Source organism: Companilactobacillus heilongjiangensis (assembly GCF_000831645.3).
GTDB classification, from domain to species: Bacteria; Bacillota; Bacilli; order Lactobacillales; family Lactobacillaceae; genus Companilactobacillus; species Companilactobacillus heilongjiangensis.
Map to the genome: position 1 here is coordinate 1375790 of NZ_CP012559.1, position 21244 is coordinate 1397033.

Below are 21244 nucleotides of genomic sequence, written 5' to 3' on the forward strand. Positions count from 1 at the left end.
ATTAATATAAAACGAGACTAGTAATCCGGCTGTGGATTGCTAGTCTCGTTTGTTTTAAGCGGAAAAAAAATATTTAGTACGAACATAATCACAAAAGTAAATTGGTTCCATCAAGATCCATAAATACTAAACGTTTTACCATTGTATCACCCTCACATAAATAAATTAATTATCTACTCTGTTGGTCATTTCAGTTCCATAAATTCTACTTTAGCCTGACTTACCAACGCATCTACCTTTAATAATTTAATATCTGATTTATTAGAGAATTGCTTAATACTTTGATCAAGCTTCGATTCAGAACCATCTTTAACTAATTCTAAACTCAGCCATTCAATTTCTGACGAATCAATTGTTGCCAGATAAACCGTTGATTCCGGATGATAATTTTTGAGTTCGTCTTTAAATTTTACAACCATATCAGCACTAATACTAAAATTCGTGAGTTTCAAATAATAATCATTCTGCTCACTGACAACTAAATCGCCATCATTTGTCCTCAAAAATTGTGGATGCAATTCCTGCATACTCTTATCAGTGACAACTTTCTGAGCAACTTGCCCATAGGCCTTAAATTGTGGAGAGTTAGCATGAATTTCATATTGAGCATTATTTTGATATAGCTCTACCACAAAATTATCAATACCGGCATCATCCAAATGTGTAGCATACATCGCTAACGTACCAGGCTCTTCTTCATGTGACGTTAATAAATTATGAACACCGGCAGTGAGAAATTCAGCCCGTTTTGCCCCATTAATGGTTAAATGATACATTCTTAAAATTGGTGCCTCAGTTAACTTCATGCTTTTCCCACTTTCAATACAATTATTTTAATGGAGCTAACGTCTTGATAACTTTGGCTGGAACACCGCCGACAATACTATTATCAGGAACATCTTTCACAACGACTGCACCAGCAGCGATAATAACGTTACTACCGATATTTACGTCCGCAATAACTGTCACATTGCCACCAATCCAAACATCGTTACCAACCGTGATTGGTTCAGTATAAGTAATTAAATAACGGCTGCCATCTGCACGCACGCCAAAACGTTTTGTAGCATCCAGTGCATGTTCGCCACAGTAAAATTTCGTATCAGGAGCGACAATAACTCTGTCGCCAAAGGTAATTAAATTAGAATCTTGGAAGAAACAGTTGCCATTGATAAAATCATCATCACCAAAGCTGATATGTTTGCCATAAATTGCTTCAAAATGACCATTAATTGTCAATCTAGTTCCAACCTTATTAAATAATTGTTGCGTAATAGCTGCTTTTTCGGTTGGATCGGTTGAATCGTTGAGCTGTTTAACAAGTTTGCGACCATTACTTAACATTGCTTGTAATTCTGGATCACGATAATCTTAGTCCTTTCCGGCTAAAAGCTTCTCATGTTCTGTCATTGTCATAAAATAATTCTCCTCATCTTAATAATCTAAACCTTCATCAATTAAATCCATATAATGCTTGGTACTACTAAGCGCGCGTCTATTTGGGGAAAGCCATTTCTTCTTATCTAGAATTGCCAATTGCCGCATTTCTAACGCCGAAAAATCAAAATCCCAAATAGCTAAATTATCACGCATATGACTTTCTTGGACAGCTTTAGGAATTATTGCAGCGCCTAGTTGCACTAAATAATGCAATAGTACTTGTGCGGAAGTTTTGTGATATTTTTTTGCAATTTGTAAAACGGTTGGTTCCTGTAAAATCGAGCCATTAACTTCACCCAATGGAGCCCATGCTTCAATCACAATTTTATTCTCAGTTTGAAATTTTCTTAAATTAGTTTGTTGCTGATACAAATTTAATTCTACTTGATTAACTGCTGGAGTAATTTTCATTTGGTGACTCAGGTCTAACAACTGACCCGCGTCAAAATTAGAAACTCCAATTGACTTAATTTTACCTACCATTACCAGCTTTTCCAAGTCACGATAAGCACCGTAATAATCACAGTATGGCTCATGTAACAATACCAAATCTAGATAATCCAATCCCATTCGTTGCAATGAATTTTCCACGGATTGTGCTGTAACATCATCCCCGAAAAATGGTAACCAGACTTTGGTCGTGACAAAAATATCAGCACGTGGTACAGTCGTTAACTTCAAAGCTGCTCCGACTGCTCGCTCATTTCGATAAACTTGAGCTGTATCAATCAACCGATACCCCAAAGCTAACGCTTTTAAGACAGCATTTTTACATGTTTCAAAATCCGTTATTTGAAAAGTCCCAAAACCTTCTTGGGGCATCTTTTGACCATTATTTAATTGAATCACCGGAATCATTTGCCTTACCCCCTATTTACAATATCTAGGTTAATCCCATCATCTATATATGTAAAAGATTTATAATGAATACATGACTATACCCAAATTGTATTGTGAGGTCAAAATATGGAAACGAGAATCTTAAACTACTTCTTAACCATTGCCAAATTAGGAACTGTCTCCGCAGCAGCTCGTGAATTACACGTGGCACAACCAACGCTCAGTCGTCAAATCCAACGGCTGGAAGCAGACTTGAAAACTCCACTCTTTACGCGTGAAAGACATCGAATGGTTTTAACAAAAGCCGGATTGGCATATCAATTACACGTCCAACAGATTTTAATTGAATTGGATCGAGCTAATCAACTGGTTAGAAATATCAATAATGATGAACTGACTGGTACACTTGGGATTGGAAGTGTTGAATCAACGATAACTAAATTCTTAACACCCCAATTGATCAACTTTCATCAAGAAAACCCAAATGTAATTTTTGACTTATTTGATGCGGATGGAACCTCCATTAAAGAACGACTTGACCAAGGATTATTGGAGGTTGGGTTCGTTTCGACTCCTATTAATACCGCTAAATACCATTATTTAAAATTGCCCATTACAGACTCTTGGGGTATTGCTGTTAACCAAGACAGCCCTCTTTGGCAACAGGAGAAAATCTCAATTAGTGATTTAAAGGATCAACCGTTAATCATCCCCCACCGGCAACTAGTTCGTGATGAGTTATTCGATTGGTTACAGGCAGAAGAAATCTCTTCACAAATTGTAGCTGAATATAATCTTCTGACTAATGCTATATATTTGGCTCAGGCCGGTCTAGGTACACTCGTCTGTATATCAGGCGTTGAATTACCAGTTAATAGTAGATTAAAATTCATTCCGCTTGAACCCAAACGTGAACTCAAGCACTTTTTAATCTGGCGGAAAGGTTCACCATTAAGTGAAGTCGCACAGACGTTTATTAATTTTCTCAAAGCACAATTATCAATTCAATAAAAAAACATTGTCCGACAAATTGGTTAATTGAGCTAATAATTTGTCAAAACTATTCTCAAGAACTAAATTGTAAATGAGGAATCGATTTTACACGAAACAATTTTTCAAAATCAATTATGGGGGTATCTTAATTATGAAAGCAGATTTTAAACCTGAGGCACTACAATACTTAGCAGATAAAATTCCCAGTGGCAGTACCGTTATTTTAACTACTGACGATGGCTCAAATAAATATTCTAGTATCGGTGCTACATGTGAACTAGCCGATAAATTTCAATTAATTATTTTGAACCAAGCAGATGAGCATTTCAACATTAATGTGGAAAATAATGCCAACTACCAATTGAGCATGACTGAAACGGAAAAGTACTTAGTAAGCGATAATATAACCATCGGATTTGATCACGGAACCCTAACATTAAGCGATAAGAGTGGAATTCTCGACAATGCCCTAGCCGTTATTGACTGGCGCAATGTCAGTCCTGAATCAGAAAAAGACCGTCTTAACGAAATGGTTACTTTAGGAGACCAAATTTGTTAAATAGCAAATAGACCCATAATCGACAATGATTATAGGTCTATTTTTATACAATGAATTTACGCGTGGTGCTAGTTAAGTATACCGTCTCCAGAGCTGGGAAATATTCTCAAGCTTTGCGGAACGGCCCGAGCCAAAATGCGGTCTCGAACCTCGGTTTGAAGCCTTGACACAATTCGTCAAGTCTCCAAACACGTCCGGTGGTATAAGTACGGAAGATTCCTTCCGTACTTATACCACTACCACAGCACACAAATATTTCCCAGCTCTTCCGACTAATTAATCGTTATTAGTTGAACGTGAAAGCATTCAAACAATTTTAGACTATGAAATATTTGTAATAGGCTATCAACTAGCACCATGCGTAATAAATTTAATTGAATGTTAAAACTATCTTTTTACCCTTGGTATTCCCATTAACTAACATCTCTTGCGCTGATGCCGCTTTTTCCATTGGTAATTGCAGAGTTTCATCGTCCAACAGTTTACCAGCAGAAAAATTATCATTTAACAACTCGCTAGCATGTTGCAACTGCGTAACTGATGCATGGCTGATAACAAATCCCTTAATTGCTTGTGCACTCGTGTACATTTGACGAACATCAAACGTAAATTGATTGGTTTTGGGTGCCGTTATCAATCCAACTTGACCATGCAATGTTAATTTTGCCAAATTATCCTGCAAGTCAACTTTTCCAGAAGTATCAACTATATATTCAAACTTATCAGTAATTGCTGAAATCGAGTCATGATAATCATAAGATTCACTGACACCCAAAGATTTTAACTTTGAAAAATCACGAATATTGCTGGTTGTCAAAACCTTCAATCCTAACGATTTGGCTAATGTCGCCAATTTTGTTCCAACATGACCGGCAGCACCCTCTATTAGAATTTTATTTCCAGACTGAACTTGCAATATATCTGCCAATAAAATGGCCGCTGTTGCTGAAGAATGAACTGAAGCTACCAGCTTGATAGGATTAGTGCCTTCAGGAACAGAATATAATCTTGACTTCGGAACAGCCACAAATTCACTGGTGGTTCCAGGTCGACCATCATATCCCATACTATTAGTCCAAACTAATTCATCTTTGTGAAACCCCGCAACAGCTTTTCCAACTTCAACCACAGTTCCGACCGCATCGCGACCAATTACAAATGGAAAATCCATCGCAGTTTTGAAGCCACCTGAACGGACAAATGTATCCACAAAATTGACTGATACAGCTAAAGTTTTGATCATCACTTCATTGTCATGTAATTCAGGCATTGGTAGCTCACCAATCCTTATTTCATCAATTCCACCAACTTGATTGATATAAGCTGCCTTCATAACTACTTTTTAACTCCACAATAGCCATCACAAGCACATTTTTCATCACTGATCATTGGGCAATGACAAATTCCGTCAGCACTTGAACAGTAGCAACCGTCGTGACAAGTCATTCCTGCATGACAGTATGGATTAGTTTCATTATTTTCAGACATGGTTTTTTTCTTTCTGACACATTATTATTATTTTTAATATAACTATATTGTATCTCTATTGAAGAACTCTTCAAATCATTTCAGACTAATTACCTATCAACTCACGTGGTTCCCGTCATTCCAACGTAAAATCACTATCGGTTTCAGCCTTAGGCAAATTATTTGTATCTTTGATTAATGTGCTGTAAATTATATATTGTAATAAAGGTTTTGTACAAATTAGTTTTACACAAGCTAATAAATAATTGTAGTGGAAAGGACCTTTAATCATGAAAATCGATATCAAACCAGAAGCAAAAACATACTTAGATAATAAAAACGTTCCTACAGATGCAGTCATCCTTCTTACAACCGACGATGGCTCAAATAAATACTCAAGTCTCGGTGGCAGCTGTGCTATCGGTGACAAGTTCCAATTAGTAATTCTTAACGAAGCTGATCCAAACTACACCATTAAAGTGGAAAATGATGCCGGCTATAACTTGCTCACTTCAGAAAACGATGCTGATTTGACAACTAATGGCTTAAACATTTCCGTTTGGCACAATGCCCTAGCTTTGAAAGACAACAGTGGTATTCTCGATGGTGCTTTGTCAGTTGTTGACTGGAGAAATGTTAAACCAGAAACAGCCGCAGAACGCCGTGAAAAAATGCTTAGTTTAGGCGATAAAATTTGTTAATAAAGTTATTTGAAAATAAATAGAGCCAAGAAATCTTTGTTGGATTTCTTGGCTCTATTTTTGTCTTGTATTTAAAATATATACTGAATTAAAAGATATTTGAATATTTTCCGACTTTATAGACGGAATATTTAACTAATAATATAACTACCAGCAACCCACTCATTAGTAGCAACACGATAATATGTCACACCACTAACAACTTTAGTTTGATCGGTTTGCCATGAAGTATTATTTCCCAAAGCACGGTTAGTAACATCTTTCATAGTTCCATCATCTTGCAAGGCCTTCAACTGAACAAAACTAGCATTACTATTCTTAACTTTAATAACGCTCAAATTATTAGTTGAACTGCTTTGACTAGAATTTGAATTGCCACCAGTTAAATAATTGGCTGCCACCCATTCATTGGTAGCGACACGATAATAAGCTACACCACCAACTGTTTTAGTCTGGTCAGTTTGCCATGAAGAATGATTACTCAAGGCACGACTGCTCAACGTTTGAACAGTACCACCATCACTACTAATTGAAACTAATGGTACAAAGTTTCCGGAGGCATTGTTGACATTAATAACTGAAGTCCCACTTACCGTTGTTGAGCTTGTTGTGCTGCTGGAAGAACCAGTTGTGGAAGTTGAACCACTATTAGTTGAACTTGAGCCTGTCGTAGTAGTTGTTGAACCAGTTGTTGATTGATAGCTTGTAAAGAAACTATCGTACAGTTCAGAAACATCAAAGTTTCCATAACTACCACTAAAGGTAGATGTACTTGACCATTGCCAGCCATGATTTGAAGTATACCAATCTTGACCAGTAGGATCATATGGATATGATGCAATCCAACCTTGGCTAACATTCATAACGGAACCAACCCAAGACCCCATCGTGTAAATTGTTGAACGGTAACCATACTTAGCTACTTCATTCATAAATGCTGCGTTATCTGCATTATTCTGCGATACCGAACTAGCACTCTGCTCAGAACTTTCAACATCAGCTACCAATACTGACCCTTTAGGTAAGCCATCAGCTTGAGCTGTTCTTGCGGCATAATCAGCTTCAGCAATCGCACCGCTGACAGAACTGTAATGTGCGTAGTGATAGCCACTAATATACATCCCCGCAGATTGAGCTGTCGCAATATTATTAGCAGCCGTAACATCTTTAAACGAGGTCCCCTCACTAATCTTCGTTACTACTGCTTTGACACCGTAATTATTGTGCATGTCTTGGAAATTAGCAACAGTCATAGCACCGTTGTAATTCGAAACGTCAACCATATCGCTCCGGGCCGCATCAACAGTTGTAGCACCAAAGAACACAATCAACAAAGACATGAATGTAGTCAAAGCTACAATAAATCTTCTCTTCAAAACCATAAACCTCTTCTCCCTTTTGTTGCCTCGACAACATAAAAAAGTATAGGTCTATCTTTAGAAAAATAAGTCAAAGTCACATACCTGTATAAAAATGGTAATGATTCTGTTATTAAAATGTAACTAAATAGTAAAAATATAATCTAATAATTAACAAAATAAATAAGGAATGAATTCATAATGTCGAATTCATTCCTTATTTTGATAACATTTTTTGGTAGTACCTACGGAGAAAGGAGTATGAGGTCTGTCATTGGATAACTTAGAATATTACCTGTTGCTTCCATTCCCCTTATCCATTTGCTTAATTATTTTGAATTATCTTATCTAAGTATAATAGTCAAAAGCCAATATATTCAGACTTATTAGTAGTATACAGATAAACTAGTCGGAAGAGCTGAGAAGTATTCACCAGCAGTGGAAGTGGCGTTATTGCTTTAGCAATTACACCACCGGGCGAGTTTGGAGACTTGCGCTCTTTGCAAGGCTTCAAACCGAGGTTCGAGACCGATTTTTGGCTCGGACCGGTCCGCACAGCAGGCGAAATACTTCTCAGCTCTGGAGACGGCCATCCTTCAATTAATCCAAACTAGCGTACTTTTCAAGTGAACGAATCATTTGAGCTGTAAATCCTGATTCATTGTCATACCAAGCAACTGTCTTTACAACTTGGCTGGCGCCTGATCCAACAATTTGTGTCTGTGTTGGGTCAAAGATTGAACCATAGCTTGTCCCGATTACATCAGATGAAACAATCTCATCATCATTAAATCCGAATGACTCTGAATTATCAGTATACTTCTTTACAGCTGCGTTCACTTCATCAACTGTTACTTCTTTATCAAGAGTCGTTACCAATTCAGTAACTGATCCTGAGATTACGGGAACACGTTGAGCATGTCCATCCAACTTACCTTGTAAATCAGGAATAACCAATCCCAAAGCTTTAGCAGCACCTGTTGAATGAGGAATAATGTTTTGAGCAGCAGCACGAGCGGCACGAACATTTCCGTTACGTTCTGGGCCATCTTGTAGCATTTGAGTAGCTGTATAAGCGTGAATAGTTGTCATGGAACCAGCCTTGATACCAAATTCCCTATTCACAGCGTTAGCCAAAAGTGCGATACAGTTAGTTGTACATGAACCAACTGAAGCAATCCGAACATCGTTTGTCAAAATATCTTCATTAACACCATAAACTACAGTTGGCATTTGGCCAGATGGAGCTGAAATCAAAACTCGTTTGGCACCAGCGTCAAGGTGAGCTTGAGCTTTTTCAGTTGATGTATAGAAACCAGTACATTCAAGAACAATATCAACGCCGTCATTGCCGACCCATTTCAAATCTTGGGCATTTCTTTCAGCATATACAGGAATTCTTTGACCATCAACGACAATTGCGTCATCTTCATTAGTGATTGAATCAATCTTAAAGTTACCATGACCAGTGTCGTATTTTAACAAGTGAGCCAACATATGTGGTGATGTCAAATCGTTGATAGCAACGACCTCAAGATCTGTCTTACCTTGATCACGCAAAGTTGCAATTCTTCTAAATGCTAAACGTCCGATTCTACCAAATCCATTAATACCAATTTTTGTTGTCATAATATTTCCTCCTGTGATTTCTTCTTTCTCTTAACTTACAAACACAGTATAAGGTCAACTTGGTATATAATAAACTATGAGAAAACGAATGCTACCATATCAAATAATGATATCAGGAGAAAAATTATGAATATTGACACTTTTAAGATGATTATCGCCATCGTTCAAACCGGCAGTATCTCTGGTGCAGCACAACAACTGGGTTACGCTCAATCAAATATTTCAGCTCGGGTCCATCAATTAGAAACCGACTTAAGAACAACCATCTTTTATCGAACTAACCGTGGCGTTATTTTGACTGACGCAGGTAAAGAGTTTTACAAACGTGCCAGCAGTATCGTTGACATGACAGAGGACACTATCAACCAGATGAAACACCCTACGAAAGTCGAAGGTCACTTACGCATCGGGACATTACAGTCAGCTTCAGCCACTTTCTTACCACCAATTTTGACTGAATATTATCGTAAATTTCCCAAAGTTCGCCTAGCCATTGAAACAGGCAATCCTTCGAATAACGTCCAACAAGTGCTCGATTATGAAATAGACGGCGCTGTAGTGGGTGAAAATATCGACAAAAAGGAACTCATTTCAATCCCATTGGTTACTGAAGAACTTTGCCTAATATCAGCCAGTCCCGAAACACCCGATTTAAAAACGGCTTCATTTCTAGTCTTTACCACTGGTTGCATTTATCGAAAAACTACTGAAGATTGGTTACACTCACAAAACATTAATCTTCATCATCCCATCGAATTCAACTATCTAGACGCCATTATGGCAAGCGTTTGTGCCGGACTTGGTATCAGCATCGTTCCCAAGAAAATTGCTCAATCATACGTTGATCGAAATCTACTATATATGACAGAATTGCCAGAAGAATTCTCAACAGTTCAGTTAGACTTCATTTATCGAAAAGACCATTTTGTTAATCGTCCATTTGAAGAGTTTATCAAAATGTTAAAAGAATTTGCAGATAGTCAAGAGCCTGTTTTGGAGTAGCTTTTAAAAAATATTTTAATACATAACCAACCAAATCAATCGCATTTTTGTGATTGATTTTTTGTTTTGAAAACAGCCTATTTCAAAACAATACAATATCCGGAGGTTGTCAGGGATATAGTCTGCTATGGAGGTGGCGTTAATGCTTTAGTATTTACACCACGGGGCGAGCTTGGAGACTTACCGAACTGTGGTAAGGCTTCAAGTCGAGGTGCGAGACCTTGGCTCGTACCGGTCCCCATAGCAGAACTATATTCCTGACAACCGGAGGTAGAATACAATCAATATTTTTACAAATTTTCGAGTCTTTTTTCCAAAAAAAAAATTAATTTAACGTTATAATCAACTTGGCATTCTAATACTTACCCAAAGAAGGTAGCATTTTATGCGTAGGGATAATAGACGTAATAAAACTCGGAAATATCCAATTATCATTATTATAGCTTTACTTTTATTAGGAACTTTTTCATTATTATGGACCAAAAAGAATGCGGCCAATGCCTCAAATAATTCTGATACAACGTTGACACCGATAATTATGATTCCCGGTAGTGGTGCTGATAACAGTGCTCTTGACGGTTTAATTGCGACTGTAGACCAGCGGTACAAGGAAAATCACAGTGTACTAAAAGTTACCGTGAATACTGATAATTCCTTGACTTATACTGGACATATTCAACCTAAAGACAAACATCCATACATCGTCGTTGGCTTCGAAAATAGTCAAGATGGCTTTGAGAATATTAAGAAGCAGGCCAAGTGGTTTAATATTGCATTCCGGGATTTGCAAAGAAAGTACCACTTCCACACCTTCAATGCTTTCGGTCACTCTAATGGTAGCTTGATTTGGACATATTTCCTTGAAGATGACTTCAAACAGACTAATACTAAAATCAAACATTTTATGACAATCGGAGCACCGTTCAATCTTGAAGAAACTAATTCTGACGATCATACAGAAATGCTCGACCAACTCATTGATGGCAGAAAGAATCTACCTAAGAATCTGAGCTATTACTCAGTTGCTGGAACTAAGCAGTACGCAAATGATGGAATCGTGCCATTGAGCAGCGTGGACTCTGGTAAATATATCTATCAGGATCAGATCAAACACTACATGTTTATTACGCTCACAGGCACCAATGCTGAGCATTCTGATATGTTGACAAATGCGCAATTTATCACCCTATTCCACCAATTTATTAGTAAAGTACCAGCCAAAGCCACTAATCAAACAAAAAAGTAAATTGATATTAAAAAGCTGAAATAATCCTTAATCTGGATTACTTCAGCTTTTCTTATATTAACTAAAATATTTCATTTAATTTTCTATCAACTAACCTACTACCGAAGACGGAAACCCTAGAACTCTTCCTTAAAGAAGTGCTCCAAAAATCTGGATAGTCCATCGTTATCGTTGGTATTAGTTTCAAAGTTAGCTTGTTCTTTCACGGCGGGCAGTGCATTGCCCATCGCAACGGAATACTTAGCCTCTTTCATCATACCAACGTCGTTCATTCCATCACCGAAAACAAAAGTATGATCGGCATCAATATGTTGTTCTAACTGGATTCTCTTAACAGCTGTTCCTTTATCAATCTTCAAAGGAATCATCTCAATATTATCAACTCCGGAAGATGACAAGTGCAACAACTTACTTGCAGCTAATTCGTCACGAACTTTATCTAACTCTGCCATATTTCCACGACTCAAAATAACTCCGTTAGTGATTTCAGACTCAACTTCTTTCAACTCATCCAAACTTTCAATCTCCTTATAACCGAAGGCATTGTCAAAGTTACCAGCATTCTGAGCAATAAAGTGTGGAATTTTTTCCGTGAAATAAGCTTTCTTAGACGTGAATAACATCATTGGCAACTTATCAACTTGCGTGACTTGATAAGCTAATTCAACTGCCTTGCTTCCTAAATGAGTAATCTCTTGACCAGCTGGACCGTCGAAAACTGCCCCATTTGAAGTAATCATGTGCACATTAGGATTCAAACGGCCTTGAGTAATTTTTGCCAATTCATACATACGACCTGTGGCGATATAAAACATTACGTCATGTTTCTGCAAACGTTCAATTGTACTCTTAGTCCGAACAGAGATATGTTTGTGATCAGCTAAAAGTGTTCCATCGAGATCCATAAAAACTAAATATTTTGGCATTGCTATCATCCTCGTATTAATAAAATAATTATCTCCTCTATTGTAGCAAATTATTGAAACCGTTTACTGTTTTCAGGCCAATTAATTGTATAAGTACGATATACTTACCATATAAGCAAATTAATAAAGGATCTAAAACATTATGGTTGATATTATGACTAAACTTGATGCGACCGACTGTTTTGATTATTTTGTTAACAACTTTGATTTACTATATAAAAACGAGTCAACTTATCGCAATAATCCCACGCTTGACCCCGAAATAACTAATCGTGACATGTACACAAATATGTTGAACCACTTTGGCAACTCCGTTCTTAACCAACCAGAGTTTGACCAATTTGAAGTTCGATTCACTCGAGGTGATGAAACTCTAGAAAACTTCATCATCGCAACGTTTATTGACCCTACTGATGCCTCAGAAGTATCAATAGAAATCAATCGTAACGATACACCAGAATATATTGAACAAACATTCCGACAAGGTCGACAGACTCTCAAGACTACTTATGCTTCAGAAGTATTCGAAATCAAAAATACTAATCATCAGTGATAACTATTACGTGTGGTTCAAATATGCCGTCTCCAGAGCTGGGAAATATTCACAAGCTGTGCGGAACGGCCCGAGCCAAAGAACGGTCTCGAACCTCGGTTTGAAGCCTTGACACAGTTCGTCAAGTCTCCAAACACGTCCGGTGGTATAAATACGGAAGGTTCCTTCCGTACTTATACCACTACCACGGCACACAAATATTTCCCAGCTCTTCCGACTAATTAATCGTTATTATTTAAACAATTTTAGACTACGAAATATTTGTAGCGAATTCTCAACTGGTCCAATTCATAACCACTATTACTTTTAAATACACAACAAACCCAAATAAGGGCCTACAATCTGATTTTAGATTGTAGGCCCTTATTGTTCTTAATTCTCAAAAGTTGACCATTTTTCGTCAACATTCTTTTTAAACTGTTAATTCAATTTGATTGCCTTCAGGATCACAAACAACACTTTCATAATAGCCATCGCCAGTAGTTCTAGGACCACTGAGATGTTTGTAACCAGCAGCTGTAATCTTTTCGGATAATTCATCGACTTTTTCCTTTGAACCGAGTGACATGGCAAGGTGCATGTATCCCAATGGATAGCCTTGTTCATGATGTTTGTTCAAATCGTCTCGAGTGCAGACTTCCAATCTAGCACCATCTGGAAACGTTAGAAAACGTGATGAGAAAGTTGTAACTGGATTATGATACTTTTCAGAAGACTTAGCTTCAAAAAATGTTTTGTAAAATTCAACCGTTCTCTCAAGGTCTCTCACAAATAGACCAACGTGTTCAATTTTCATACAAAAACCCCTCTACTTCAATTTTCGATATCTAAATTTATTGGTATAGCTGACCTTTTGACCAGCATTCAAAATCGTATTTCCAAAGTCAGTGTGATTAATGGCATCTGGTAAAGTCATTAACTCCATGGCGATTGAATCGTGATCATGGACACTTGCCTTTTGCGCATCAACTGGATTGGCTGTAAAAATAACTAACCCATTACGATCAGTATAAAAATCAATGGCACGTTTGTCATCTTTTAAGGTTGCTGCTTTATCGTGCACAACATAAGCATCGTCAAATTCAAATTTATCCAAAGGCTTTAACTGTTTCAATCCTTGACCAATCTTCTTGAAATTCTTAAAGTCATAAGCATTCGTAACAGCCAATAATTTACCAGTTGGTACCTTTTCCTCATTCATATCCAAGAAACGTTTGGAATTAACTTTTAAGGCTGCTTGACGAAGATTGCCGTCATTGATATTAAAGTACACATGACAACTTGGATTGAACAAAGTATCTTGATTACTACGTCCACTATAAGTGATTGTAACCTCATCATCATCACTTAAAGCGTAACGAATCTTAACCTTCAGAACACCAGGAAACCCATCCTCACCACTGACAGTATGTGTAAACAAAACTGAATTTTCAGAATCCACTGTTGCATCAAAGTTTTGCATTTGCAATCCATGATTACCACTGTGAATGATATTCTGACCGTCATTTGGCGTTAATTGGTAGTCCTTGTCATCGATACTGAAGTGAGCCTTGCCAATTCTACCAGCAACCCGTCCAATCGTTTTACCGACTTCATATGGCGTTTTAACGTAATCTGCCACGTTGTCGAAATGTTCAATCAAAGAACGCTTTACACCATCTTCAACAACCTCGAAGTTTTGCCACGTTGCAGCATAACTCAAGACACTGATACTCGTTTGATTTTTATTAGTTATTTTATAAAGAGAAACCTCTTGTCCACCAGTCTCCCCAAATTTTGTTTTTACAACTACCATTGAATGACCAAATCCTCACTTAACGCTTGTTACTAGCTCGATATTCTTTTTAATTTATCAATTAAAGGTTAAAAAATAAATTAGTTGGAAGAACTGGAATATCCCACTAGCAAAGTAGCGTTACTTATTTAATACTTTTTTGTTATCCATAGCTTTTTCAATATTTGCTAATGTTACTTCAGCTGTATTGTTGAAGTTAATATCAGCATCTTTCAAAACTGTTGGATCACCGATACCGACTGAAATTGCACCAGAACCATTGATTGATGTGACACCTGCTGAGGCATCTTCCAATCCGATACATTCTTCTGGTTTTAATTTCAAGCTTTCAGCGGCACGAGTATAAATTTCTGGATCTGGCTTACCGTGTGTCAAAGTGGCTGGATCAACTTTTTCATCGAAATATTTTCTTAAGTCTAATTTTTCCAAAACTAGTGGTGAATTCTTGGATGATGATGCTAATGAAATCAAGTAATGATGTGCTGAAAGGTCTTTAATAAAGTCCTCCATACCAGGTAGAATTTCTGATTTATCCAAACCATTCAATAAGTTCAAATAATTTTCATTCTTCTCTTCAGCATATTTAACTTTTTCATCTTCAGTATAGACATTTTCTTTGTGACCATACTTCAAGATGAGATTAAGTGAGTCCATTCGACCAACACCTTTAAGTTGATTTCCCAAGTCTTCTGTCCAAGTTACGCCTAATTCATCAGCCAATTGATGCCATGCTTTTGAATGATATGCGGATGTATTGGCGATAACTCCATCTAGATCGAATAAAAATCCTTTAATCTGTTCGAATTTAACCATATTAGTTTGCCCCTTTGATTTAAAAAGGTGCCTGAATTACTAATCCAGACACCTCCATTTTACAATTATTTAAGCAGTTTTGATTTATCATAAACTTTAATTTCAAGCGGTTCTCCAGAGATGAGCTCGAAATGTGGTCCTTCGCTATCGACCGAAATTTCAATAACTCTGCCTCTAAAGACCTGTCTGAATGAATAGCTATTCCATTTCTTTGGTAAGAATGGCTTATAGCTCAAGGTACCATCGGCGTGAACTCTCATGCCAGCAAATCCTTGAACCATGGCCAACCAGCCACCAGTCATAGAAGTGATATGCAAACCGTCTGCAGTGTCATTATTATAATTGTCTAAGTCTAGTCTAGCGGTTCTCTCATAGAATGCAACCGCTTTCTCCTCATAGTGCAAGTCAGCAGCTAAAACAGAGTGAATTGCAGGCGAAAGACTTGATTCGTGAACTGTTAGTGGTTCGTAGAAATCGAAGTTACGTTTCTTCTCACGTTCACTGAAATCATCAATGAAATCCCAGATACCTTGCAAGACATCTCCTTGCTTGATATATGGTGAACGAAGAATTTTATCCCATGACCAATGTTGATTAATTGGCAATTGATCCTTTGGAATTGCGCTGACTGGCTCAAGATCTTTATCCAAAAAGCCATCATGTTGAACGAAAATACCCAAATCTTCGTCGTATGGTAAATACATTTTGTCTACAATATCTTGCCATTGTTTCATTTCAGCATCAGAAACGCCTAATTTAGCAAATTGATCTTTTGAAACCTCACCTAAAATTTCCAAAGTATATTTCAATGTCCATTTGGCTAAGAAATTCGTGTACCAATTGTTGTCAACGTTATTCTCATATTCATCAGGCCCGGTAACGCCATGAATCATATACTTGTCATTACGCTTGCTGAAGTGAACACGATCAGCCCAGAAACGAGAAATCTCAGTCAAGACCTTGCTACCCTCATTGAGAACAAATGACTTGTCACCTGTATAACGAGTGTAATTATAAATGGCGAACGCTATATCGCCGTTACGGTGAATTTCCTCAAACGTGATTTCCCATTCGTTATGACACTCGATACCATTGAAAGTTACCATTGGGAATAATGCACCATTCAAACCTTGCTCTTTGGCATTTACATAAGCACCTTTGAGTTGGTTATAACGATACATCAAGAGATTTCTAGAAACTTCAGGCTTAGAAATTCCTAAGTAAACTGGAATACAGAATGCTTCAGTATCCCAATAAGTTGCCCCACCATACTTTTCACCGGTGAAGCCTTTAGGACCAATGTTGAGTCGTGAATCTTCACCAGAATAAGTTGTGAATAGGCCAAAGAGGTTGAAGCGCATACCTTGTTGAGCATCAGTATCGCCGTCAATCTTAATATCGGATTGATTCCAACGAATGTCCCAAACATTGGCATGGGCTGCATAAAGCTTTTCATATGGAACCCGAGCAACTCGAGCACTGATACCTTCCAATGCATCGCGTAAGTTGTCTAATTCTTTATAATCACGTGATGTAAGGACGATAACACGTTTCTCAATTGACTCGACTTCGTTAGGTTTTAATACCTTTTCGAAAGTCTTACTTGTTTCAAGATCAGTGATATTTTGATCTGTTTCAGCTAAATTAGTGACATAGCCGACTTGCATACCAGAAGTAAATCTTGGTGTACCAAAGTCATTTGGTTTTGTTTCAGCAATCAAACTATCTTTAGTAATCTCAAGAACATTCCAGAAACTCTCGTCATAATTGGAATCTTCATTTTTAACATTAGCGTCAAGTGAAGAAATAACCTTAATATCGACACCTTTATCAGATAGGTTCTCAAAAGTTACCTTTTGAACTGATAATTCCTTTTGAGCAACACTCAAAAATCTGACAAAATTAAATTTAACTTTACTACCCTTCTTGTCCACGATAAATGAACGTGTCAAAGTAGCATCTTTCATATTTAAGTCTAAAGTGAAATCACTGATTTTATCCTTGTTGAGGTCCAATTGTGATCCATCGATTAGAAAATTCATTTTTATAAAGTTTACAGCATTGATAACTTTTCCAAAATATTTTGGATAACCATTTTTCCACCAGCCGACACGAGTCTTATCGGGATACCAAATACCGGCAAGGTAGATTCCAGGAAGACTATCACCTGTATAATCCTCCTCAAAGTTACCTCTCATCCCCATGTAACCATTTCCTAAGCTGGTTAGACTCTCTTGAAGACGTTTGTTCTCGCGGTCTAATTTGTGAGTTACAACGTTCCAAGGATCTACTTCAAAAATTCTTTGCATCGAGTAGTACACCTCCTATAAAAAAAGGTAATTAGGTAAAAATACCTAATTACCTTTCATAATCCTTAAAGAATCGTTTCGTCTGTATCTTTGTCAAAGTAATGTGCTTTTGTCATTTCAAAAGCCATTTGAACGTCATCACCAGGCTTGTGATGATCACGTGAGTCAACCTTAGCAATAAAGTCGGTTCCACCGAGATTAGAGTAAAGAATTGATTCAGCACCTAATAATTCAGAAACTTGGATTTTAGCATTAATTACGGCATCAGGGAAAGCTTGAATAGCTACTTCTTCGGCGTGAACGTCTTCTGGACGAATACCGAATGTAATTTCCTTGCCAACATAGCCTTTCTTCTCAAGAACTTTGTATTGACCTTCAGGAACAGCAATATTCAAACCTTGATCATTAACGATTTTGCCATCAGCGAGTTTGACATCGAAGAAGTTGGTAGCAGGTGATCCGATAAATCCGGCAACGAACTTGTTGGTTGGCTTGCTGTATAGTTCAGCAGGAGTACCAACTTGTTGAATCCGACCATCATTCATAATGACGATACGGTCAGCCATGGTCATAGCTTCAACTTGATCGTGGGTAACATAGATAAAATTACGTCCCAAACGTTGGTGCAATTGAGCAATTTCCGTACGCATTTGGACTCTCAATTTAGCATCCAAGTTTGACAATGGTTCATCAAGCAAGAACAAATTTGCATCACGAACGATAGCACGTCCTAAAGCAACACGTTGTCTTTGACCACCAGATAAAGCAGCTGGCTTACGTTTTAGATATGGAGTTAATCCTAAGATATCGGCAGCGTTGTCGACACGTTTCTTAGTATCTTCCTTATCATTCTTCCGAATATTCAATCCGAAAGCCATGTTATCAAAGACTGTCATGTGTGGGTACAAAGCATAGTTTTGGAAAACCATAGCGATGTCACGATCTTTAGGTGAAACTTCGTTCATAACCTTGTCGTCCATCTTAAAGTCACCTTTTGTGATGTTCTCCAAGCCCGCTATCATACGTAATGTGGTGGATTTACCACATCCGGAAGGTCCAACGAAGACAATAAATTCACCATCTTTTATGTCTAGGTTAAAATCACTAACCGAATAGTCAGTATTACCTTGATAGCGTTTGTAAATGTGTTCCAAGTTAATTTTTACCATTTTTAACGCTCCTTATATTTTCGACTTTCAGCTAACAAATACGTTTAATCTTACTAATCTAGATGTGTCCACCACACCTATTGTCAATCCTTTTTGGCTATTTGACCACCTAATAGCCGATAAGAAACGTAAGTGGAAAGCGATACGCTGCATACGACACTTAGAAAAGCCAATTGCAAAATGAAATTCATTAAGATCAAGATTAAAAATACTATTACTGAGATAATAATTGGTAAAGGTTTTTCAACAAATAAAGCCAAAATGCTATCAAATTTATGTGTCGCTAATTGAAATCCTGTGGCCACAAGCACCATGAAATATACGAATGTAAAGATCAAAACTGCCATGTGCCATTGGGGAGAACCAACCGTTATTTTATTTAGCAAAATGAAGATACTTGCTACAAAGCCTAATCCAAAGTTGATACGATAGTTTTTTTGAGAATCAAACCATTGTTTAAAAAAGTATTTGAAGAAACTTACACTACCATTAGTCTGCCATTCTTGAACAGAAGCAAAACTTGCAACCAATCCAGGAATCGTGAAGACCGAAATCATTAACCAAAGAATTATCAAAACAACACTATACGTAGTTGAAAATTTAAGATTGAACAAAACTATTGCAGTCAGAATAACCGAAAAATTGATTAAGAAGAATGAGAAATTGATGCTAAATAGTGACATCAACCAGTTCCCACTCGCGATTAGTCTCTGTCCATTTTTTGAGTTTAAGTTGATCACAACATTTCGTCCCTTCTATTTAATTACTTAACAGCACCATCGGTAACACCTTTGATAATCCACTTTTGAGCGAATAGATAGAAGATGATTACTGGGATGATGGAAAGTGTGATACCAGCTAAGGCTAAGTGCCATTGCTTAGTATATTCACCGAAGAAATTGAACATTTGTAGTGGAATTGTGTATTGCGCTTGTGGCAAGACAAGTGATGGCAATAGATAATCGTTCCAGATAGCAATGATGTTCAAGATAGCAACTGTAACTGTGATAGGTGAAAGCATTGGGAAGATAACTTTACTAAAGATCTGCCAACGACTTGCGCCTTCAATTTCAGCTGATTCATCCATCGCAATAGGAATACTTGATAATGTACCTTGATACAAGAAGACTGACAAACTACAGTCAAATCCTAGGTACATAACGACCAAGCCCCACATGTTTAGAAAATGTACAGCACCGAAGTTAGCTGTCAAAGGAATCATAACTGATTGGAATGGAATCAACATAGCTGAGATAAATAGCATTAGGATTCCGCCACTCAATTTACTGTGGTTTCTTTGAAGAGCATATGCAGCCATTGAAGAACATAGAATGAGCAACAATACACTGCAAACTGTGATAATTACTGAGTTAGTCAATGAGCCGATAAAGTTCAAAGCCTTAAATGAGTTCACGTAGTTATCGCCGGTACTTGGATGTGGCAAAGAGAGAACTGATGCGAAGATCCCCTTTGGTGTTTTAAATGAGTTAGTAACGATTAGGTAAAATGGGAACAACCAGAGTATTCCAAGTAGAATTCCGAGTATTCCTAAACCTGTTCTACCTTTTTTATCCATTAGAGATCCTCCTCTCTCTTACGGTTGTATGCTACTTGCAATAGTGAAATAGCAGCAACGATGATGAAGAAGATAATAGCTTTAGCTTCTGATAATGCGAAGTTACCAGAGTTATAAGCGGTATTAACGATATCCATAGCCAACATTTGTGTTGAGTTATATGGTCCACCATTTGTCAATGACAAGTTTTGATCATAAATCTTGAATCCATTTGATAGGGTCAAGAACATGCAGACTGTGAATGCTGGGGCGATCATTGGGAACGTAATCTTTGTGAAACGTTGCCAAGCTGAAGCTCCGTCAATCTTTGCGGCTTCAATAATTTCATTAGGAATGTTTTGTAAGTAAGCAATGTAGATTATCATGATATAACCACTCATTTGCCATACTGTAACAATAACTAATCCCCAAAAACCAGTTGTTTCATTAGTCAACCAGTTTTGAAGCCAATTCATATGCAAGGCGTTACCTAAAGCTTGGAAGCCTTGTGTAAAGATAAATTGCCAAATGAAACCTAAGATTAAACCACCAATCATATTTGGCATGAAGAAAATTGTACGTAAGAAGTTATTTCCCTTGAATTTTTGTGTAACTAATAATGCTAATCCCAAGCCTATTACGTTCAGCATGATAACTGTGACAATTACAAACCCCACTGTAAACCAAAAGGCGTTAAGAAACGCCTTGTCTTGGAATAATGTAATGTAATTTTGAAATCCTACTACCTTAGTAAATGTTAATCCGTCCCAGTTAGTAAATGAATAAAACAAACCTTCTATGACCGGAATAAATACTACTAAAGCTAACGCAACGAGGGTTGGTGTTAAAAATAACCAGAATGAAAGACTTTTGTTTTTCATATTCATTG

21 protein-coding genes and 1 pseudogene are annotated in these 21244 nt (G+C 37.3%); 6 read left to right on the forward strand and 16 right to left on the reverse strand.

The window, feature by feature from the left end; genetic code table 11:
* Positions 1-185 precede the first annotated feature (185 nt).
* The 4 genes and pseudogenes from JP39_RS06255 to JP39_RS06265 form a co-directional block, all read right to left on the reverse strand.
* Positions 186-806, reverse strand: a complete 621-nt coding sequence (locus tag JP39_RS06255) for a putative quinol monooxygenase (protein ID WP_053085039.1) — start codon at positions 804-806, stop codon at positions 186-188.
* A 22-nt stretch (positions 807-828) separates the two neighbouring features.
* Positions 829-1050: an LbetaH domain-containing protein gene (locus JP39_RS12880; RefSeq protein WP_255312355.1), complete on the reverse strand. Its 222-nt coding sequence runs from the start codon at positions 1048-1050 to the stop codon at positions 829-831.
* 207 nt (positions 1051-1257) lie between these two features.
* A pseudogene (locus JP39_RS12885) lies at positions 1258-1353 on the reverse strand (hypothetical protein); the annotation flags it as partial.
* Between the two features lie 81 nt (positions 1354-1434).
* Entirely contained in the window at positions 1435-2298 is an 864-nt protein-coding gene (locus tag JP39_RS06265) for an aldo/keto reductase (protein WP_041501834.1), read from the reverse strand.
* 108 nt (positions 2299-2406) lie between these two features.
* Between JP39_RS06265 and JP39_RS06270 the strand changes: the two genes are divergently transcribed.
* Positions 2407-3291 carry a LysR family transcriptional regulator gene (locus tag JP39_RS06270; protein WP_041501833.1) on the forward strand — a complete coding sequence of 295 codons (885 nt, stop codon included), beginning with the start codon at positions 2407-2409 and terminating at the stop codon, positions 3289-3291.
* A 133-nt stretch (positions 3292-3424) separates the two neighbouring features.
* Entirely contained in the window at positions 3425-3832 is a 408-nt protein-coding gene (locus JP39_RS06275; RefSeq protein WP_041501832.1) for an iron-sulfur cluster biosynthesis family protein, read from the forward strand.
* 370 nt (positions 3833-4202) lie between these two features.
* Here JP39_RS06275 and JP39_RS06280 read toward each other — a convergent pair whose 3' ends face one another.
* Entirely contained in the window at positions 4203-5165 is a 963-nt protein-coding gene (locus JP39_RS06280; protein ID WP_041501831.1) for an alcohol dehydrogenase catalytic domain-containing protein, read from the reverse strand.
* 424 nt (positions 5166-5589) lie between these two features.
* On the opposite strand from JP39_RS06280, the gene JP39_RS06285 reads away from it, so the two are divergent.
* Positions 5590-6000, forward strand: a complete 411-nt coding sequence (locus JP39_RS06285) for an iron-sulfur cluster biosynthesis family protein (RefSeq protein ID WP_041501830.1) — start codon at positions 5590-5592, stop codon at positions 5998-6000.
* A gap of 131 nt (positions 6001-6131) precedes the next feature.
* Here the strand turns inward: JP39_RS06285 and JP39_RS06290 are convergent, their stop codons facing one another.
* Positions 6132-7382, reverse strand: coding sequence for a GH25 family lysozyme (locus JP39_RS06290; protein ID WP_053085040.1), 1251 nt, complete (start codon positions 7380-7382; stop codon positions 6132-6134).
* Positions 7383-7958: 576 nt separating this feature from the next.
* Positions 7959-8987 (reverse strand): type I glyceraldehyde-3-phosphate dehydrogenase, encoded by a 1029-nt coding sequence (gene gap, locus JP39_RS06295; RefSeq protein WP_041501829.1) that lies wholly within the window; start codon positions 8985-8987, stop codon positions 7959-7961.
* Positions 8988-9113: 126 nt separating this feature from the next.
* Here gap and JP39_RS06300 point away from each other — a divergent pair, with 126 nt between their 5' ends.
* On the forward strand, positions 9114-9989 hold the full coding sequence (locus JP39_RS06300) for a LysR family transcriptional regulator (protein ID WP_041501828.1): 876 nt from the start codon (positions 9114-9116) through the stop codon (positions 9987-9989).
* Positions 9990-10374: 385 nt separating this feature from the next.
* Positions 10375-11235 (forward strand): alpha/beta hydrolase, encoded by an 861-nt coding sequence (locus JP39_RS06305; protein ID WP_041501827.1) that lies wholly within the window; start codon positions 10375-10377, stop codon positions 11233-11235.
* A 116-nt stretch (positions 11236-11351) separates the two neighbouring features.
* On the opposite strand, the gene JP39_RS06310 is transcribed toward JP39_RS06305, so the two are convergent.
* Entirely contained in the window at positions 11352-12161 is an 810-nt protein-coding gene (locus JP39_RS06310) for an HAD family hydrolase (RefSeq protein ID WP_041501826.1), read from the reverse strand.
* Positions 12162-12315: 154 nt separating this feature from the next.
* Here JP39_RS06310 and JP39_RS06315 point away from each other — a divergent pair, with 154 nt between their 5' ends.
* Positions 12316-12714, forward strand: coding sequence for a hypothetical protein (locus JP39_RS06315; protein WP_137619711.1), 399 nt, complete (start codon positions 12316-12318; stop codon positions 12712-12714).
* Positions 12715-13126: 412 nt separating this feature from the next.
* Here the strand turns inward: JP39_RS06315 and JP39_RS06320 are convergent, their stop codons facing one another.
* The 8 genes from JP39_RS06320 to JP39_RS06355 all read right to left on the reverse strand — a co-directional run bounded on the left by JP39_RS06320 (position 13127) and on the right by JP39_RS06355 (position 21236).
* Positions 13127-13510, reverse strand: a complete 384-nt coding sequence (locus tag JP39_RS06320) for a VOC family protein (RefSeq protein WP_041501824.1) — start codon at positions 13508-13510, stop codon at positions 13127-13129.
* Positions 13511-13522: 12 nt separating this feature from the next.
* A complete protein-coding gene (locus JP39_RS06325; protein WP_041501823.1) occupies positions 13523-14509 on the reverse strand; it encodes an aldose epimerase family protein in 987 nt (328 codons plus the stop codon).
* Between the two features lie 120 nt (positions 14510-14629).
* Positions 14630-15322: a beta-phosphoglucomutase gene (gene pgmB / locus JP39_RS06330; protein ID WP_041501822.1), complete on the reverse strand. Its 693-nt coding sequence runs from the start codon at positions 15320-15322 to the stop codon at positions 14630-14632.
* 65 nt (positions 15323-15387) lie between these two features.
* Complete coding sequence (locus JP39_RS06335) at positions 15388-17631, reverse strand: glycoside hydrolase family 65 protein (RefSeq protein ID WP_041501821.1); 2244 nt, start codon at positions 17629-17631, stop codon at positions 15388-15390.
* Between the two features lie 65 nt (positions 17632-17696).
* Entirely contained in the window at positions 17697-18800 is a 1104-nt protein-coding gene (locus tag JP39_RS06340) for an ABC transporter ATP-binding protein (protein WP_041501820.1), read from the reverse strand.
* Between the two features lie 83 nt (positions 18801-18883).
* Entirely contained in the window at positions 18884-19483 is a 600-nt protein-coding gene (locus JP39_RS06345; protein WP_137619712.1) for a hypothetical protein, read from the reverse strand.
* Positions 19484-19563: 80 nt separating this feature from the next.
* Positions 19564-20376 carry a carbohydrate ABC transporter permease gene (locus tag JP39_RS06350; protein WP_041501818.1) on the reverse strand — a complete coding sequence of 271 codons (813 nt, stop codon included), beginning with the start codon at positions 20374-20376 and terminating at the stop codon, positions 19564-19566.
* Positions 20376-21236 carry a carbohydrate ABC transporter permease gene (locus tag JP39_RS06355; protein ID WP_041501817.1) on the reverse strand — a complete coding sequence of 287 codons (861 nt, stop codon included), beginning with the start codon at positions 21234-21236 and terminating at the stop codon, positions 20376-20378. The genes JP39_RS06350 and JP39_RS06355 overlap by 1 nt, the downstream gene beginning before the upstream one ends.
* Between the last annotated feature and the right edge of the window lie 8 nt (positions 21237-21244).

What these genes read in the sequence shown, in the direction of transcription:
- JP39_RS06275 (WP_041501832.1), top strand. Translation starts at nt 3,425, where the DNA reads ATGAAAGCAGATTTTAAACCTGAGGCACTACAATACTTAGCAGATAAA.
- JP39_RS06285 (WP_041501830.1), top strand. Translation starts at nt 5,590, where the DNA reads ATGAAAATCGATATCAAACCAGAAGCAAAAACATACTTAGATAATAAA.
- JP39_RS06310 (WP_041501826.1), bottom strand. Translation starts at nt 12,161, where the DNA reads ATGCCAAAATATTTAGTTTTTATGGATCTCGATGGAACACTTTTAGCT.
- JP39_RS06350 (WP_041501818.1), bottom strand. Translation starts at nt 20,376, where the DNA reads ATGGATAAAAAAGGTAGAACAGGTTTAGGAATACTCGGAATTCTACTT.
- JP39_RS06340 (WP_041501820.1), bottom strand. Translation starts at nt 18,800, where the DNA reads ATGGTAAAAATTAACTTGGAACACATTTACAAACGCTATCAAGGTAAT.
- JP39_RS06345 (WP_137619712.1), bottom strand. Translation starts at nt 19,483, where the DNA reads ATGTCACTATTTAGCATCAATTTCTCATTCTTCTTAATCAATTTTTCG.
- JP39_RS06265 (WP_041501834.1), bottom strand. Translation starts at nt 2,298, where the DNA reads ATGATTCCGGTGATTCAATTAAATAATGGTCAAAAGATGCCCCAAGAA.
- JP39_RS06280 (WP_041501831.1), bottom strand. Translation starts at nt 5,165, where the DNA reads ATGAAGGCAGCTTATATCAATCAAGTTGGTGGAATTGATGAAATAAGG.
- JP39_RS06325 (WP_041501823.1), bottom strand. Translation starts at nt 14,509, where the DNA reads ATGGTAGTTGTAAAAACAAAATTTGGGGAGACTGGTGGACAAGAGGTT.
- JP39_RS06300 (WP_041501828.1), top strand. Translation starts at nt 9,114, where the DNA reads ATGAATATTGACACTTTTAAGATGATTATCGCCATCGTTCAAACCGGC.
- JP39_RS06335 (WP_041501821.1), bottom strand. Translation starts at nt 17,631, where the DNA reads ATGCAAAGAATTTTTGAAGTAGATCCTTGGAACGTTGTAACTCACAAA.
- JP39_RS06320 (WP_041501824.1), bottom strand. Translation starts at nt 13,510, where the DNA reads ATGAAAATTGAACACGTTGGTCTATTTGTGAGAGACCTTGAGAGAACG.
- JP39_RS06315 (WP_137619711.1), top strand. Translation starts at nt 12,316, where the DNA reads ATGACTAAACTTGATGCGACCGACTGTTTTGATTATTTTGTTAACAAC.
- JP39_RS06255 (WP_053085039.1), bottom strand. Translation starts at nt 806, where the DNA reads ATGAAGTTAACTGAGGCACCAATTTTAAGAATGTATCATTTAACCATT.
- JP39_RS06305 (WP_041501827.1), top strand. Translation starts at nt 10,375, where the DNA reads ATGCGTAGGGATAATAGACGTAATAAAACTCGGAAATATCCAATTATC.
- pgmB (WP_041501822.1), bottom strand. Translation starts at nt 15,322, where the DNA reads ATGGTTAAATTCGAACAGATTAAAGGATTTTTATTCGATCTAGATGGA.
- JP39_RS06290 (WP_053085040.1), bottom strand. Translation starts at nt 7,382, where the DNA reads ATGGTTTTGAAGAGAAGATTTATTGTAGCTTTGACTACATTCATGTCT.
- gap (WP_041501829.1), bottom strand. Translation starts at nt 8,987, where the DNA reads ATGACAACAAAAATTGGTATTAATGGATTTGGTAGAATCGGACGTTTA.
- JP39_RS06270 (WP_041501833.1), top strand. Translation starts at nt 2,407, where the DNA reads ATGGAAACGAGAATCTTAAACTACTTCTTAACCATTGCCAAATTAGGA.
- JP39_RS06355 (WP_041501817.1), bottom strand. Translation starts at nt 21,236, where the DNA reads ATGAAAAACAAAAGTCTTTCATTCTGGTTATTTTTAACACCAACCCTC.